The organism is Isosphaeraceae bacterium EP7 (assembly GCA_038400315.1).
GTDB lineage: Bacteria > Planctomycetota > Planctomycetia > Isosphaerales > Isosphaeraceae > EP7.
The window spans coordinates 3,486,332-3,501,756 of record CP151667.1 but is presented as its reverse complement, the minus strand read 5'-3'; the positions used below and the strand labels follow the sequence as shown (position 1 = coordinate 3,501,756).

The following is a 15,425-nucleotide window of genomic DNA, read 5'->3' as shown; positions in this document are numbered from 1 at the left end:
GCCCCGGGCGGCTTGCCTCCGAGTTCAGCGAGTTGCGGCGGGCCTCGGCCCGGCCGCCGGCTTGGAGATGATGGGCTGGGGAGGGACGCCGGCGCGGCGGATGGGGGGGTCGGCGGGGGCGACTTCGGGGGCCTCGTAGAGCCGGAGGAAGCGGTAGTAGACTTCGAGGGTCAGGGTGGCGAGTGCTGTCGTGTAGATCCGACCGCCATAAGGGCCGTACTCGCTCTCGTCGGGGTCCCAGCTCCCCGATTGGTGGCCCGAGTTGCGCTGGCGGGCGACCAGGCCGTCGCGCACCTGGACGTTCCAGCGGGCCCAGGCCTGGCCCCCTTGCTGATACATGGCCAGGGTGCCGTAGTACCAGTAATAGATGTTGAAGGCCTTGGCGGGGGGGCCGTTCGTCAGCAGGTGGTTCGACGCCTCGGTGCTGGCCAGGCCTGGGCCGCCGATGCCCAGGAACTGGCGGCAGACCCAGGCCTCGGCGGTCATCGTCGGGGTCACCGGCTTGGCCGGCTGATACCGCGCCAGTCCGCCGTTCTTGCCGGAGGAAACCTTCGACAGCCAGGCCACCGAGCCCGTCCGGGCCGCCTGCGGGACGGGGATTCCGACCACCCGGGCCGACTTCAACACCAGGATCACCCAGCCCAAAATGCTCGTGTCGCCCGACGGGGCCCCGGGCTCATACCGCCAGGCCATCCCGTCCTTCGCCTGCCCCTTGACCAGGAAGCCGACCGCACGCTCCACCGGATCACGCAGCCGCTCGTCGCCCGTCAGGGCATAGGCCTCGCACAACGCCAGGGAGGCCATCGCGTGACAGTACATCCCCACCGCCCGGCTCTCTCCCCGCAGGTCTCCGCTGGCGGCCTGCGACTTCAGGAGGAAGTCGACCCCGTTGCCCACGACCTCGGCGTACTTCCCATCGGCGTGCGTGTATCCGGCCCCCAGGTAGGCCAGCAGGGCCAGGCCAGTCAGGGCGGTGTCGGCGTCGTAGTAGCGGCACTCGCCGAAGCAGATCTCGCCGGCCGGGCAGTGCTTGGTGAAGTCGGACTGGCCGCGGATGACGTTGTTCTCCAGGTCGCGGGCGGTGCCGCCGTCCCATCGGCCGTCGGCGTCCTGATGCCGCTTGAGCCAGTCGAGGCCGCGCTCGACGGCCTGCTCGCTGGCCACGCTGGCCCCCGCCCGCCGGGCCAGGGTCGACCGGTTGGGGTCCAGCCTCGACCGATAAACATCGGGCACGGGCATGGATCTCGGGCCGAGGCCCGTCCTGGCCGTCGTCGCCCCCGAGGGCGTGGCCCTCGCCACGGCGATCGGCCCCATCGCGGGGGCCTCCGGCGTGCCGGCCACGCCGGCCACGGGCCGCTCGGGCCGGCGCAGGTCGGGCTCGGGGAGGCTCAGCACGGGGGCCGCCGCGACGGCCGCCTCGGGCTTCTCCAGGGCGGGCAGTTCCTCGGCCGCCGCAGCCTCGGTCGGCCCGACCGAGGCCGACGTGGTCGCCTCGGGCCCAGACGGCTCGGATCGGGGCATCGGGGCGGTCAAGGCCGGGGCCGGCCCGTGGGGAGAGGGGAGCCGCTCGGGACTGGCCTCGGCCAGCGGTGCGGCCGGTGCCGGGACGCCTGCCACGCCCGAGGGGCGCCTGGGCCGGATCCCGGCGCGGATCGTTCCGCCCGCGTCGCCGGGCAGGGCGATATCCGCCGCCCCCGGGGGCGAGACCTCGGCCGCCGACGGGGCCGGCTCGGCCTGGGCGATCTCCGAGACATCGGCGGGTGCCGCCCTGTCGGGGGCCGCCTCGGATGCGGCCAGGGCCACCGGCCTGTCCTCGGGGCTGGCCGAAGGGGCCGGGCTGTCGACCTCGGGGGCCGCCGAGGCTGCGGGCAGGCTCGACGGGGCCGGGGCGACGGGGGCCGGCTGGCTCGGGGACCGTTCGGGCCGGGCCAGCGGCACCGGGGCATCGGCCAGGGCGATCGACTCGGAAGGCCGGTCGAACGCGGGACCGCCGCCTCCGCCCGGTCCCTTCCCGCCCGCCTGAGTCTCGCCCCCTTGGCCGTCGCCCGCCCCTTCGAACACGGGCCGGACGCGGACCCGGGCGGAATCGACCAGGCCCGAGGCCCCGACCGCCTGGACCAGTCCCCCGCCCGGCCCGTTGGCCGGCAGCGTCCCGCCGAAGATCAGGAGCCCGACATGCGCCGCGACCGACAGGACGAGGCATTTCCGCAGGGCCTTGCGCGAGCCCCAGGTCGTCCAGGCGATGGCCGCCAGCGCGAGCGCGGCCGCTCCGAGCGCGGCCCAGGCGCCCAGGTCGGCCCGCAACAGGTGGAGGAACGACTCGAGGTCCAGGCCGGTCATCGCAGCACCTTCGGCGTCAAAGCAAGGCCCCCGATCCGCCCGGTCGGCCGGTCAATCCAGCTCGATCTCCCGGTCTCGCTTGGACGCACGCATCGACTCCGGCATCTCGATCCGGACCTGGTGGGGCGTGCGGGCCGGCCCGCGTCGTCCCTGCCCTGCCCTGACCTCGGCCGCGGGGACCGTCATGGCGATCGCATCGGCGACTTCCGCCCCGAACCGATCCAGGGTGTTGGCCAGGGCCTCGACTTTGCCGACCAGGCCGTCATACGCCACCAAGGCCACGATGGACAGCCCAACACCCACGGTCAGGGCGATCAGCGACTGCCCCAGCGAGGTGGCCACCAGGCCTTGCTCGGCCAGGACCCGCCCGGCCGTCAGGAGCGTCCCCAGCAGCCCGATCAGCGGCGAGAGCGCCGCGACCCGCCGAAGCGTGCCGACGTTGCGCCGCAGGCGGTCGGACTCGACCTTCGCCGAGATCGCCACCGCACGCTCCAGATCGGCCACCGGCCTGCCCCAGCGGCGCACGGCCGAGAGGGCGATCCGCGCGGCCGGGCTGGTGTTCAGCTCGCAGAGGTCCAGCGCCTTGCCTCGGTCGAGCTTACCGTCCCGCAGCCGATCCAGGAACCGGGTCATGAAATCGGCCGGCGCGATCCGCCGCTTCCGGAGCCTCACGGATCGCTCGGCCAGGACCATCAGGCCCAGGAACGCCGAGGCACCCAGCCCGGCCCAGGTGACCCGGTCGGCCGCGGGGGTCCTGCGATACCAGTCCAGGCCACGGCTGACGATTTGACCGGCCTTGCGGTTCAGCAGCTCGACCGTCGGGTTCTCGGCCGGGGCGTCGGCCAGGGCCGGAGAGCCCGAACCAGCGACAACCAGGATGACGGCGAAGGCCAGCATGCCGCCCTTCATTCTCGTCCGATACATGGGATGGGGTCCTTCCCAACCAGATGGGAGCGCAAGACATGCGTCCAGAACGTGGGACGTACGCGGGCCAGGGGCCGTCAGCGGCTCCGCGAATCGGCCGGACCAGGGCGGCCGGCGGATCGCACGCGGGCCGCCTCCAGGCGGGTCCCGGCCTCTTCGGCGACGGAAGACGTGGGGAATTCCGAACGAAGCCTCTCATAGGTTTCGGCGGCTTCCGCCCAGCGGGCGAGTTCTTCGTAGACTTTTCCCGCCTCCAGGAGCCCCGAGGCCTGCCAATCCGGAGCATTGTAAAGGTAATGAACCTTCAGGAACTCGCGCAAGGCATTGTGATAGTCCTTCTGATGGAAGTAGGTCTCGCCCTGCATCAACTGCGCCCGCGCGGCCAGTTCGCTCTTCTCGCGGGCCTTGATGACCGCCTGGAACGCGGCCCTCGAGTCGTCGAATCGGGCCAGGCCGAGCAGCGAACGCCCCCGGGCGTAATCGACCTCGGGCGTCCTCGGATCCGACGTGTGGGCCAGCTTCCAGGCATCGGCGGCCTCGAGGGCGTCCTTCCAGCGGCCGAGCAGCACCAGGGCCTGGACCCGACGGCATCCTGCCCCTTCGATCAGGCCGGGGGGGTCGGCCGGCGACGGCGGCTCGGCGGCAAGCTCCTTGAATCGGGCCTCGGCCGCGGCGTTGTCGCCCGCCTGGAAGGCGACCTCGGCCCGCCAGAACCGGGCTTCGCGGAGGTAGGGGGTCTCGCCCTTGGCCTCGATCAGCCGATCCAGCGCCTTCGATGCCCCCGGCCAGTCCTTCGTCGCGGCCAGGGTCCTGCCCATCCGGTAGAGGGCCGTCTGGAGCAGCCCTTCGGGCACCTTGGCGTCCTCGGCCACCACCGGGTCAAGCAGCTCCTTGACCCGGCCGTAATCCTTGGCCTTGAAGGCGGTTTCGGCCAGATTCACCCGGGCATCGGCCGACCTCGGGCCGGCGGGTGCGTGCTCCAGGAGCCGTGCGAAGGCCGCATCGGACTCGCCCACCTTACCCGCGTCTCCCAGCGCCCAGCCCAGGTCGGCCAGCACGTCGTCCACCGTGGCTCCGTCGGCCCCCTGGGGGTGGTCGGTCAGCCATGCGGCATAGGCTTCGGCGGCCTCGGCGGGACGCTTCGAGTCGGCCAGCAGGCGAGCCTTGGCCAGGACGGCCGGGCCGGTCGCGCTTGCCGGAACCCCTTCGCGGGCGGCGTCATAGGCCGCGACAGCGTCATCGACTTTTCCGGCGGCTTCCAGGGCCCGTGCGCGGGCCAGGGCGATCTCGCCAGCCAGCGGGGCTTCGGGCTTGGTGGCCAGGGCTTCGGCGAAGGCGTCGGCCGCCTCGGCGGGCTTGCCCGACTGCATCAGGGCGTGGCCCAGGCCCGAGGCCGCGCGGGCCACGAGCTTGGGGTCGCCGGCCTTGGACACCAGGCGGAACTGCTCGATCGCGGGGTCGAGCTGCTTGCGGGCCAGGGCCCACTCGGCCAGCCTGAGCCTGGTCGTGGGAAGCGCCGTGCTCGCCGGGAACCGGGCCGCGAGGGCATCCAGGTCGGCCCTGGCCTCGGTGCCGTCGCCCAGCTCCAGGTGGGCATGGGCCAGGTGGGCCAGGGCGAAGTCGGCCACGTCTCCGTCTGGCCGGCCAGCCAGGTAGACCTTCAAGGGCTCGACCGCCTTGTCGAACCGGCCGGCTTCCATATGTCCTTGTCCCAGAAGGTACTGGGCGTCGACCGCGGTCGGGGTCGCGGGGGCCTTGGCCAGTGCGGCGAACAGCTCGTCGGCGAGAGCAACCTGGCCGTCGGCCCGATAGGCCAGGCCCAGGTAGTAACGCGCAGCGTCGCCGTCGGCCCCCTCGGGCTTGGCCTCGTCGCGGATCCGCTCCAGCAGGGCGATGGCCCGCTTGGGGTCGTGGTCGGCCAGCCTGGCGCGGGCCTCAACCAGCGTCACGTCATTGCGCAAGGGGCTCTGCGGGAACGACTTGGCGAACAGCTCGGCCAGGCGGGTGGCCTCGGCGTGGTCGCGGGCGTCCAGGGCCAGCGTGGCGGCCCTCGCCAGGGCGTCGTCGGCCCAGGGGTCGGCGGGGTCGGCCTCATAAGCCTTCAGCATCCGGTCGCGGGCCTCGGGCAGCTTCTCCAGCCTCAAGGCGGCCTCGGCCGAGCCATAGAGCAAGGCCGTCTTCAGCGTTGCGCCGGCGGGGGTCTTCAGTGCGGCGTCGAAGGTGGCCAGCGCCTCCGCGGCCTGCCCCTGCTCGGCCTGGACCATCCCCAGGGCGTAGGCGGCCTGCCCGGAGAGCGGCTGGGCGGGGTCGGCGGCGATGGGGGCGAGCAACGCCTCGGCCTCGCCCGGCTTCTTCAACTTGGAGAGCGCCTCGGCTCGCCTGAGCCTGGCCTCGGCCAGCAGCGGGCTCTTGGGGCTGGCGGCCTCGAGCGCGGCCAGGGCCTCGACGGCCTCGGGATGGCGGCCGGCGGTCGCGAGCAGCTTGCCGGACTCGAACCGGGCCTTGTCCGACCAGTCGGCCCCCCCCATCTTGGCCAGCCCGGCCAGGACGTCGAGCGCCTCGTCGGTCTGCTTCAGGGCGGCCAGCGACCGGGCCAGCCCGAAGCGTGCACGGTCGGCGAGCCGGTTCTCGGGGAAGTCGGCCAGGGCCCGCTTGTACGCCTTCTGGGCCTCGGGGTAGTCGCCCATCCGGTAGTCGACATCGCCGAGATAAGTCCAGGCCATGTCGAGGTGGCGGTGCCCCGGCGAGCCGGCCGTGTAGGCCTCGAGCGCCGCCCTCGAGGCGGGCAGGTCACCCACCATGTAGGAGGTCTCGCCCACCCGATAGCGGGCCGTCGCGGCGTTGGGGTGCTCGGGCGCCTCCTTCAGGAAGGCCTCGAACTGGGCGCGGGCCTCGGCGTATTTGCCCTGGAAGAGCCGGGCATTGGCCAGGCCGTAGCGGGCCTCGACCGCGTCTGGGCCCTTGGCATCGGCCAGGAACCGCTCATACTCGTCGGCCGCCATGTCGTAGCGGCGGTCGCGGAACAGGCCGTTGGCGAAGTTCAGGCCCTCGGGCACCGCCCGCCTCGGGGCCTGGCCCTCGGATGGTGCGGTCGCCGAACCTGTCCTAGACTTGGGCGGCTCCTGGCCGCGGGCGGCCCATCCCGCGAAGCAGGCGAGGAAGGCCCCGGCCATGACCAGAGTTGGCCTGATGAGATTGGGAGGATGCTCTACGGGGCGCACGGGCGGTCTCCTTCCCCTCGACGTCGCCGGGCGGGCACGTCGCGTCGCGGTCGGTCCCTCGGGCATCCCCGGCTTCTTGCCTCTCCGCCCCAGGCCGTTATAACCGCAGTTCCTCGGCCGGCTCAAGCCGCGAATCGCACTCTGCTTGCATTCCATCGGCCTGCCTGCCCGGAACAATGCGGCTCCGGCATCGGAATTGTTGACCCTGGACCCGAGAAGAGCCAAAGGCACGCCAGACTTCCGGACCCACAAAGTTGGCAGAACCAACGAAATTCCGCTAGACTTCCCGAAATGCCCAGCTATCCTATTTCCAGACTAACTCAACCGATTCCGGTCGGCATGTCGCCGGCTCTTCCGGCTATCGGTCGTCCGACGCTCCTCATTTCCGCTTTGGAGACTGCAACGATGACGATTCGTGGCGTGTTCGGAACCAGCCTCGCCCTCGCCGCCTTGGCCACCTCGGCCCAGGCCCAGTCGCCCCAGGCCCCCAGCAAGGTGACCCCGGCCCCCCAGGCCCCGGCCTACGCTGCTCCCCAGGCCCCCTCGAAGGTCGCCCCGGCGCCCGTCGCCCCCAGCAAGGTGACCCCGGCCCCGCAGGCCCCCGCCTACGCTGCTCCCCAGGCTCCCTCGAAGGTCGCCCCGGCGCCCGTCGCCCCGGCCTACGCTGCTCCCCAGGCCCCCTCGAAGGTCGCCCCGGCGCCCGTCGCCCCCAGCAAGGTGACCCCGGCCCCCCAGGCCCCGGCCTACGCTGCTCCCCAGGCCCCCTCGAAGGTCGCCCCGGCGCCCGTCGCCCCCAGCAAGGTGACCCCGGCCCCGCAGGCCCCCGCCTACGCTGCTCCCCAGGCCCCCTCGAAGGTCGCCCCGGCGCCCGTCGCCCCCAGCAAGGTCGCCCCGGCCCCGCAGGCCCCCGCCAAGTCGACCCCGCAGGCCTGAACGCCGGCAGGAACGACGCCCGACTGAACAACCTGACCACTCCGGTGCACCTCGCGCCGGCGTGGTCTTTTTGCATCGCTCGGGACCCGGAATCCGCAGAGAGGCCGCGGCGGTCTCACCGCGACTCGACCTAGGTCCGATTCTGATAAGTAACCTTCTCTTTCTTTTTATAACTGACTCATCTCTGACAGAATTGATGGCGTCTTATCCTAACCCGCCGCACCCGTCTTTACTGGCGTCATTTAAGTGATTTACGCCGCGTTATGCTCGATGTTCCGGAAAACTCCGATCGCCCGGACGGCTCAATCCGGGGCTTGAGCGTCTCTCTCCGGCGCGAAAGTGTTGCAACCAGCCCACACCCGGAACAAGTCCGATGGATCTGAACGCCGCAAGATGCGGCCTGAGACGGTCTTGCCGGGTGCCCCATTTTTGCCGACCTTTCCGCGATTTTTCACCCGGAAGTCCGTTTATCTTCTACAATCCTGGAGCCGACTTCCTGTTGACTTCCTTAAGTGAAACCGCTTATTAAGATCGGCAAGGCATCCATGGATGGTCGACTTGAAACAGGGACGAGGTGGATTCGTGACTCGATTGGCTTGCTGAGCCTGGCCGGCTCCCTGAGCCTACTCACCTGGCAAGGTTGCAGCGGCACGGCCGGCGACGAGGGCACGGTCAATCTGATCGCAGCCCAGGAGGCCGAAGCGCAGAATCCCAAACTGGCAGTGAAGGCGGCGAAGTTCAGCGGCTCGATCGGCGTCGCCCCGAAGCCGAAGCGGCCCTCACGCTGACGCCGCAGGCCCGGTCCGGCGGTTTTGATCCAGTCTCGACGCCCAATTGCTGGGGGCGGCTCCATCAGCCAAGATCCTCTCGATCCCACTTCATCCGCTTCGCGAGCGATATTATGACCAAACAACGAGGTGGCTTCACGCTGATCGAGCTGCTCGTCGTCATCTCCATCATCGCGGTCCTGGTCGCCCTGCTGCTGCCCGCCGTGCAGAGCGCCCGCGAGGCCGCCAGGCGAATGCAATGCATCAATAATCTGAAGCAGCTCGGACTGGCCGCGTTGAGCTACGAGGCGGCGACCGGCTCACTCCCGATGGCTAACTCGACCGGCGGCGGCCCGGGCCTGACGAGCGACAATCTCGGCGCCAGCGTCTTCGTGCGGCTGCTCCCCTACTACGAGCAGGCCCCGGCTTACAACGCTTACAACCAGAGCCTCGCCTTCTTCGCCGTGGGCAATGAGACGGTCGCCGGCATCGGCGTTTCGGCCCTCTGGTGCCCCAGCGACTCCGTCGTCAGCAAGTCCATGGCCCTGGACCCGGTCTATCAGGGGCAGGCGGCCGCCCCGGGCCTGAGGCAGCAGTACACCAGCTATGCCGGCAATATGGGCACCTGGGTCGTCTACAACGCCCCGTGGTCTCCCATATTCGCGGCCGAAGTCAACCTCGCCAACGGGACGATCTTGCCGAAGAGACCGGTCCGGATCGCCGAGATCGGCGACGGCCTGAGCAACACGTTCCTCTTCGGAGAGCGGGCGATGGCCATCTTCGATGCGCAGACGCTGGCCTCCCAGTGGGGCCCTCGCTGGTGGAACTCCACCTTCTGGCCGCACCAGGGGATGTCGACCCTGTACATGCCCAACGCCCACCGCAAGCTGGCGGAGTTCATCAACATGGGCTGCTGGCGCATCCCCATCGAGCCGGCGTCGAGTATGCACCCCGGCGGCGTGAATTATGGTTTCTGCGACGGCTCGGTCCGCTTCATCAAGGAATCGATCGAGAGTTGGCCGATCGCCGGCCCTGAGGGTAATTGTGACCCGATCGGCATGATTTACGACTCGTACGGCAATAATACGGGGACGGAAGAATCGGGGGGAATCTACCAGAAGTTGTCGACTCGCATGGGCGGCGAGATCATCGGCGCCGACAGCTACTGAGCCCATCGGGGCGACCGGCTGGGACCGCAATGCCCGCGCAACGGGACGCCCCGCGACCCCCCCGAAGGCGGGGCGAGTCGCGGGGCGATTTCTTCGGATCAGGCCGGGGCCAAGATTCGTATTACTTGCCGGTCAGCTCCTTCAAGAGGGCCTCGGCGGAGTAGATCGAGCGGAGGGCCTCGGCGATGGCCCTCGAGTCGACCGAGACGGCCCGGGCGACCTTGTCATCGTAGGCATAGTCGAGCACCAGGCTCTGGATGTTGCCGTCGAAGATCAGGCCGACCACCTCGTTGTCCCGGTTCACCACCGGGCTGCCCGAGTTGCCGCCGATGATGTCGGCCGTCGAGACGAAGTTCAGCGGCGTGTCGAGCTTCAAAGCCCCGCTATCCTTGGCCTTGTGCCACGAGGCGGGCAGCTCATAAGGGTCCACGTTGTCGTGCTTCGCCGCGTGGGGGAAGGCGCCGGCGAAGGTGGTGAACGGGGGGACCGTCTTGCCGTCGACCTCGTACCCTTTGACCGTGCCGAAGGCCAGGCGGAGGGTGAACGTGGCGTCGGGGTAGGTTGAGTCGCCCTTGTCGTCGAAGATCGCCCTGGCGATCAGGGCATACTGGGCACTCTCGACCCCCTCGACCTCGTCCTCACGCTGCTTGCGCACGGCGCGGGCCTCGGGGTCGACGGCCAGGGCGAGCTGGATCATCGGGTCTTCGCTGCGGGCGACGGCGGTCACGCCCAGCTTGGCGTACTCCTTGCGGGTCTCGACGTCGGCCAGCTTGGTCCCCTCGACGAGCGACCTGGCCACCTCGGCGGGGGTGCGTCCCTTGAGCACCTTGCGGACGACCGGGTCGTCGGCGCCGACGGCCTTCGCCCAGTGCTCCAGCGAGTGGCCGAGCTTGGCCGTCTCGAACTCGGGGTAGATGGGGGCGTCGGAATAGAGCCCCTGCTCGAGCGAGGCGAGGCCGGCCTCGCCGTACTCGCGGAGCCGGTCGGCGTTGGGCTTGGTCTTCTCCTCGGTGAGCCTGGCGAGGGTCCGCGCGATGCTGAAGAGGGTCGAGTCGAAGGCCAGGCCGCGTTCCAGGAAGTTGTACGGCTTCAGGATCCTCGCGGCGGCCTTCTGCGAGTCGGCGATCCGGGGCCAGGCGTCGGCATAGGCCTTCTTCTTGGCGGGGTCGGCGTCGATCTTCGATCGCAGCTCGGTCTCGGCGGCGGCCTTGCGGTCCATCAGGGCCGTGTCATTGAGCCCCTTCTGGCCGCCGAGGCGGGCTTTCAGGCTGTTCTGGTAGCCGAAGAGGTCTTCCTTGGCCTGCCTGGCCTGCTCGGGGCCGCGCTTCGAGTACTCCTGGAGGAACGATTCGCGGTCGCCGAGCATGTCCAGGACGAACGGCAGGCCGGTATCACGCAGGTACTTCAGGTTGTCCAGGGTGAACAGGCGGCTGGTGCGTCCGGGGTGGCCGGCGACGAACGTCAGGTCCCCTTCCTTCGAGCCCTCGGCGCTCCAGGTCAGGAAGTTCTTGGGCCTGGCGGGCTTGCCGTCCTCATAGGCCCGGAAGAAGCAGACGTCGAGGCACCAGCGGGGGAACTCGAAGTTGTCGGGGTCGCCGCCGAAGAAGGCCGCGGCGAACTCGGGGGCGAAGACGAGCCGGACGTCGGTGTACTTCTTGTAGGTGTAGAGGGCGTACTTCCCCCCCTGGTACAGGGTCACGACGTCGCTGCGCAGGCCCGTGGCGTCGAGCGAGGCCTTCTCGATCTCGGCCTTGGCCTTGCGGCGGGCGACGTTGGCCGCGGCGTCGTCGAGGTCCTTGGAGACCAACGCGTTGACCTTGTCGGTCACGTCCTCGATGCCGACCAGGACGTTCAGCTCCAGGTCGGGGGCCTTCACCTCGTCGGCCTGGGTCTTGGCCAGGAAGCCGATCTTGTAATAGTCCTTCTCGGCGGTGCTGATCTTCTGGAGCGTGTCGGCGCCCACGTGATGATTGGTCATCACCAGGCCGTCGGCCGAGACGAACGAGCCCGACCCGCCGTTGTTGAACCGGAGGGCCGCACCCCTGAGGTGCTCGACCCAACCGGGCGGGGGCGAGAAGCCGTAGGTGTCTTTCAGGTGCTTCAAGGGCAGGTTATCGAACGTCCACATCCCCTCATCGGCTTGCAAGGTCGAGACTCCGGCGATCAGGAGACAGGCGGCCGTCGCAATCGACAGGCTCGGTCTGATGGGTCGGGAAGGCATCGGGTGCGATCTCCTTGGATGGGCCGGTCGTGGGCGCGACTCGACCTTGGAAGTTCAGGCGCGTCGGGGCGAGGCGTCGGCGGAGGCCCCCTTGAACAGGACGCCGCCGCCGACGAGCAGCAGCACGATGACCATGACGCCGAAGGCGCCCAGCGAGGGCCAGGGGTTCTCCAACCAGCCCGCGGGCAAGACCTTCGAGACGTCGAGGGCCGCCTTCACCGACGGCAGCAGCTCGACCAGCGCGATCAGGATTCCAGCGATCGCGCCGCCGGCGATATAACCGCTGGAGAGCAGGACCGCCGGGCTGCTGTCGGAGTCTTCCGCCTCGGCCGGCGTCCGCTTGCGGTCGATCCAGGCGCGGGCCAGGCCGCCGACGAAGATCGGCATCGACGTGGACAGCGGCAGGTACACGCCCACCGCGAACGCCAGCGCCGGCACGCCCGAGAGCTGCATCAGGACCGCGATCAAGACCCCCAGGATGACCAGCTCCCAGGGGAGGTTCCCGCTCATGATCCCGTCGATGATCAGGGACATCAGCTTGGCCTTGGGGGCGTCATACTTCTGGACGGTCGTGCCGTCGTCACGCGTGCTCAGGCGGCCGTTGATGCCCGGGTCGACCAGTTCGACAGGGGTGCCCGACTCGTCCACCCGGTATCTGCCCGGCATGGCGCCCGGGACGGGGTCGACGACGCGCCAGACCTTGTAAGTCTTGCCGTCGGAGCCGACCTCACTCTCAGTGAGCAGGGCGGGGTCGGCCTTGATGGTCGGCAGGTTCTCGGCCTTGCGGCTGACCACCGTGCTGACATTGTTGAGCAGCAGCAGGATCGAGCCGATGACCACCGCCGAGGTGAGCGAGCCCACCAAGATCGCCACCTGCTGGGCCTTGGGCGTGGCGCCCACGAGATAGCCCGTCTTCAGGTCTTGAGACGTGGTGCCGCCGTTGGACGCCGCGACGCAGACGATCCCGGCGATCGAGAGCGCGGCCACGCGGTACTCGGGGCCGACCCATCCCATCAGCACGAAGACCAGGCAGGTCAGCAGCAAGGTGGCCACCGTCATCCCCGAGATGGGGTTGGACGACGAGCCGATCTCGCCGGTGAGCCTCGATGAGACCGTCACGAACAGGAATCCGAAGACTGCGATGAGCGCCGCCCCCGCGATCCGCCCCGTGGTGCCGATCTGCGAGGGGAATAAATTGGTTAGCGAGATGGTGGCGACCAGGCCGACCGCGCCCAGGCCGACCAGCCAGAGAGGCAGGTCGCTGTCGGTCCGGCGCGACGAGACGGGCCCGCTGCCCGACCGCCTCATGTCCCCCACCCCCGACCGGATCGACGACAGGATCAGGGGCAATGCCTGGAGCAGGCTGATGATCCCGCCCGCGGCGACCGCCCCCGCGCCGATATAGAGGATATAGGCGTTGCGGATCTCCTCCGGCGCCATCTCGGCAATCTTCTTGGTGCTTTCCGGGAAGACCGGCGTGGCCACCCCCGCGCCGAAGAAGGAAATGGCCGGGGTCAGCACCAGATACGCCAGCACGCCGCCCGACACCATCACCGCGGCGATCCGGTGGCCGATGATGTAGCCGACGCCGAGCAGGACCGGCGAGACGTCGCAGGCAACCACTGCATTCTTCAACCTGGGCACCACCCACTTGGGTGTGAGCGCCCAGACCTTCAAGCTATCCATCAAAACCTGGTAGACGAACGCCATGCCGAAGCCGGTGAAGACCGTCCGGGCGCTGGAGCCCCCCTGCTCGCCCACGATGAGAACCTTGGCGCAGGCCGTCCCCTCGGGGTACTTCAGCTCGCCGTGCTGCTTGACGATGAACGCACGCCGCAGCGGGATCATCATCAGGATGCCGAGCAGGCCGCCCAGGGCCGCGACGAGCGTGACCTGCACGGCCTGCATGTCGTAGCCCAGGATCATCAGCGCGGGCATCGTCACGCCGACGCCGAAGGCGATCGACTCGCCGGCCGACCCGGCGGTCTGGACGATGTTGTTCTCCAGGATCGTCGCCTTCGTCCGCCGCAACACCCGGAACAGGGTGATCGACAGCACTGCCACCGGGATCGACGCCGAGACCGTCAGCCCCACCCGCAGGACGAGGTACAAGGACGAGGCGCCGAAGATGATGCCCAGCAGCGAGCCGAGCAGCAGGGCCGACCAGGTCAGCTCGGCCTGGACCTCGGAGTCGGGCACATAGGGGCGGAACGAACCCTGGGCGAACTCGTCGCCCCGGTCGTCGGCGACGTCGAGGCCGGGGGGCGTGGCGACCGACATGGTTGCGGCTCCTGGGAGGGACTGGATCAAGGTCGCCGACGGGCGAATCAGATGATGGGACAGCAGGAGAGATCGTCCCCCGAGGCGGACCGCCAACGATAACCCGCCGCGCGGCCGCCGCAAAGCCCCCGGACCGCTCGCTTGACTCGCGACATTCGCCGCGTTCTGATGAGGTTCATCTTTCCTTGAATTTGAAGCGAGGCCGCCAACAGACGGAGTGAGCGCCATGGGCCCGATGGGACGCCGCAGGTTCCTCCAAGATTCCGCCGCCCTGACGGCGACCCTGGCCGCATTCGAGGCCGGCTCCCACGCCGTCCAGGCCGCCGAGCCCGCCGACGAGTCCAAGAAAGCGGGCCCCAACGACCAGATCCGCGTCGCCGTCATCGGCGTCCGGGGTCGCGGGATGGAGCACGTCTCCAGCTACCTGAAAGACAAGCGGGCCCGGATCACCACCATCTGCGACGCCGACGAGGCCGTGATCGGCAAGGCCAACACCCTCATCTCGGCCGCCTACGGCTCCGCGCCCAAGTTCGAGCAGGACCTGCGCAAGGTCCTCGACGACAAGAATATCGACGTCGTCTCAATCGCCACGCCCAACCACTGGCATGCCCTGGCCACCATCTGGGCCTGCCAGGCCGGCAAGGACGTCTACGTCGAGAAGCCGGTCAGCCACAATGTTAGCGAAGGCCGGAAGATGGTCGACGCCGCCCGCAAGTACAACCGGGTCGTCCAGGCCGGCACCCAGTGTCGCAGCAGCACCGGCATCCAGGATGCCATCGAGTTCCTGCGCTCCGGCAAGCTGGGCAAGGTGTACATGGCCAAGGGGCTCTGCTACAAGCCCCGTGGGTCGATCGGCATCAAGCCCGATGGCCCGGTTCCCGCCGGCCTGAACTACGACCTCTGGACCGGCCCGGCCGAGATGAAGCCGTTCAACGCCAACAAGCTGCACTACAACTGGCACTGGATCTGGAACACCGGCAACGGCGACCTGGGCAACCAGGGGATCCACCAGATGGACCTCGCCCGCTGGGGCCTGGGCAAGAATGAGTTCCCCAAGACCGTCCAGTCAAGCGGCGGCCGGTTCGGCTACAAGGACGACGGCGAGACGCCCAACACCCAGACCGTCGCCTTCGAGTTCGACGACGCCCTGCTCCAGTTCGAGGTCCGCGGCCTGCCCACCAACGACGAGATGAAGGTCCGCATCGGCGACCTCTTCTACGGCACCGAGGGTGTGCTGGCCATCACCAGCTACAACACCTGGCAGGCCTACCTGGGCAAGGACCTGGAACCCCAGGCCGGCACCACCGGCGGCGGCAACCACTTCGGCAACTTCCTGGACAGCGTCCAGTCTCGCGACATCAAGACGCTCAACGGCGACATCGAGGAAGGCCACCTCTCGAGCGCCTATTGCCACCTGGGCAACATCGCCTACCGCCTCGGCCGCAAGCTGACGATCAACCCCTCGACCGAGTCGTTCGTGAATGACTCCGAGGCCGACGGCTGGCTGACCCGGCAGTATCGGGCCCCCTTCATCGTGCCCGACAAGGTCTGAGCAACCCGCAACGCATCG

9 protein-coding genes are annotated in these 15,425 nt (G+C 69.2%); 4 read left to right on the top strand and 5 right to left on the bottom strand.

Annotated elements, in window-relative coordinates; translation table 11 throughout:
- Positions 1–24 precede the first annotated feature (24 nt).
- From EP7_RS13510 to EP7_RS13500, 3 genes are all read right to left on the bottom strand, one after another.
- The gene (locus tag EP7_RS13510; protein ID WP_463521488.1) at positions 25–2,340 is read right to left on the bottom strand and encodes a prenyltransferase/squalene oxidase repeat-containing protein; all 2,316 of its coding nucleotides are present in this window, start codon (positions 2,338–2,340) and stop codon (positions 25–27) included.
- 51 nt (positions 2,341–2,391) lie between these two features.
- Positions 2,392–3,264 carry a MotA/TolQ/ExbB proton channel family protein gene (locus tag EP7_RS13505; RefSeq protein WP_463521486.1) on the bottom strand — a complete coding sequence of 291 codons (873 nt, stop codon included), beginning with the start codon at positions 3,262–3,264 and terminating at the stop codon, positions 2,392–2,394.
- Positions 3,265–3,341: 77 nt separating this feature from the next.
- Complete coding sequence (locus EP7_RS13500; protein ID WP_463528364.1) at positions 3,342–6,485, bottom strand: tetratricopeptide repeat protein; 3,144 nt, start codon at positions 6,483–6,485, stop codon at positions 3,342–3,344.
- 405 nt (positions 6,486–6,890) lie between these two features.
- On the opposite strand from EP7_RS13500, the gene EP7_RS13495 reads away from it, so the two are divergent.
- From EP7_RS13495 to EP7_RS13485, 3 genes are all read left to right on the top strand, one after another.
- A complete protein-coding gene (locus EP7_RS13495) occupies positions 6,891–7,418 on the top strand; it encodes a hypothetical protein (protein ID WP_463528363.1) in 528 nt (175 codons plus the stop codon).
- A gap of 545 nt (positions 7,419–7,963) precedes the next feature.
- Positions 7,964–8,206 carry a hypothetical protein gene (locus EP7_RS13490; protein ID WP_463528362.1) on the top strand — a complete coding sequence of 81 codons (243 nt, stop codon included), beginning with the start codon at positions 7,964–7,966 and terminating at the stop codon, positions 8,204–8,206.
- A gap of 113 nt (positions 8,207–8,319) precedes the next feature.
- On the top strand, positions 8,320–9,354 hold the full coding sequence (locus EP7_RS13485; RefSeq protein ID WP_463528361.1) for a DUF1559 family PulG-like putative transporter: 1,035 nt from the start codon (positions 8,320–8,322) through the stop codon (positions 9,352–9,354).
- A gap of 121 nt (positions 9,355–9,475) precedes the next feature.
- On the opposite strand, the gene EP7_RS13480 is transcribed toward EP7_RS13485, so the two are convergent.
- Together EP7_RS13480 and EP7_RS13475 are read right to left on the bottom strand one after the other, a co-directional pair.
- Positions 9,476–11,575 (bottom strand): S46 family peptidase, encoded by a 2,100-nt coding sequence (locus tag EP7_RS13480; protein WP_463528360.1) that lies wholly within the window; start codon positions 11,573–11,575, stop codon positions 9,476–9,478.
- Positions 11,576–11,629: 54 nt separating this feature from the next.
- Positions 11,630–13,855 (bottom strand): OPT family oligopeptide transporter, encoded by a 2,226-nt coding sequence (locus EP7_RS13475; RefSeq protein ID WP_463528359.1) that lies wholly within the window; start codon positions 13,853–13,855, stop codon positions 11,630–11,632.
- A gap of 226 nt (positions 13,856–14,081) precedes the next feature.
- On the opposite strand from EP7_RS13475, the gene EP7_RS13470 reads away from it, so the two are divergent.
- A complete protein-coding gene (locus EP7_RS13470) occupies positions 14,082–15,407 on the top strand; it encodes a Gfo/Idh/MocA family protein (RefSeq protein ID WP_463528358.1) in 1,326 nt (441 codons plus the stop codon).
- Positions 15,408–15,425: the final 18 nt, after the last annotated feature.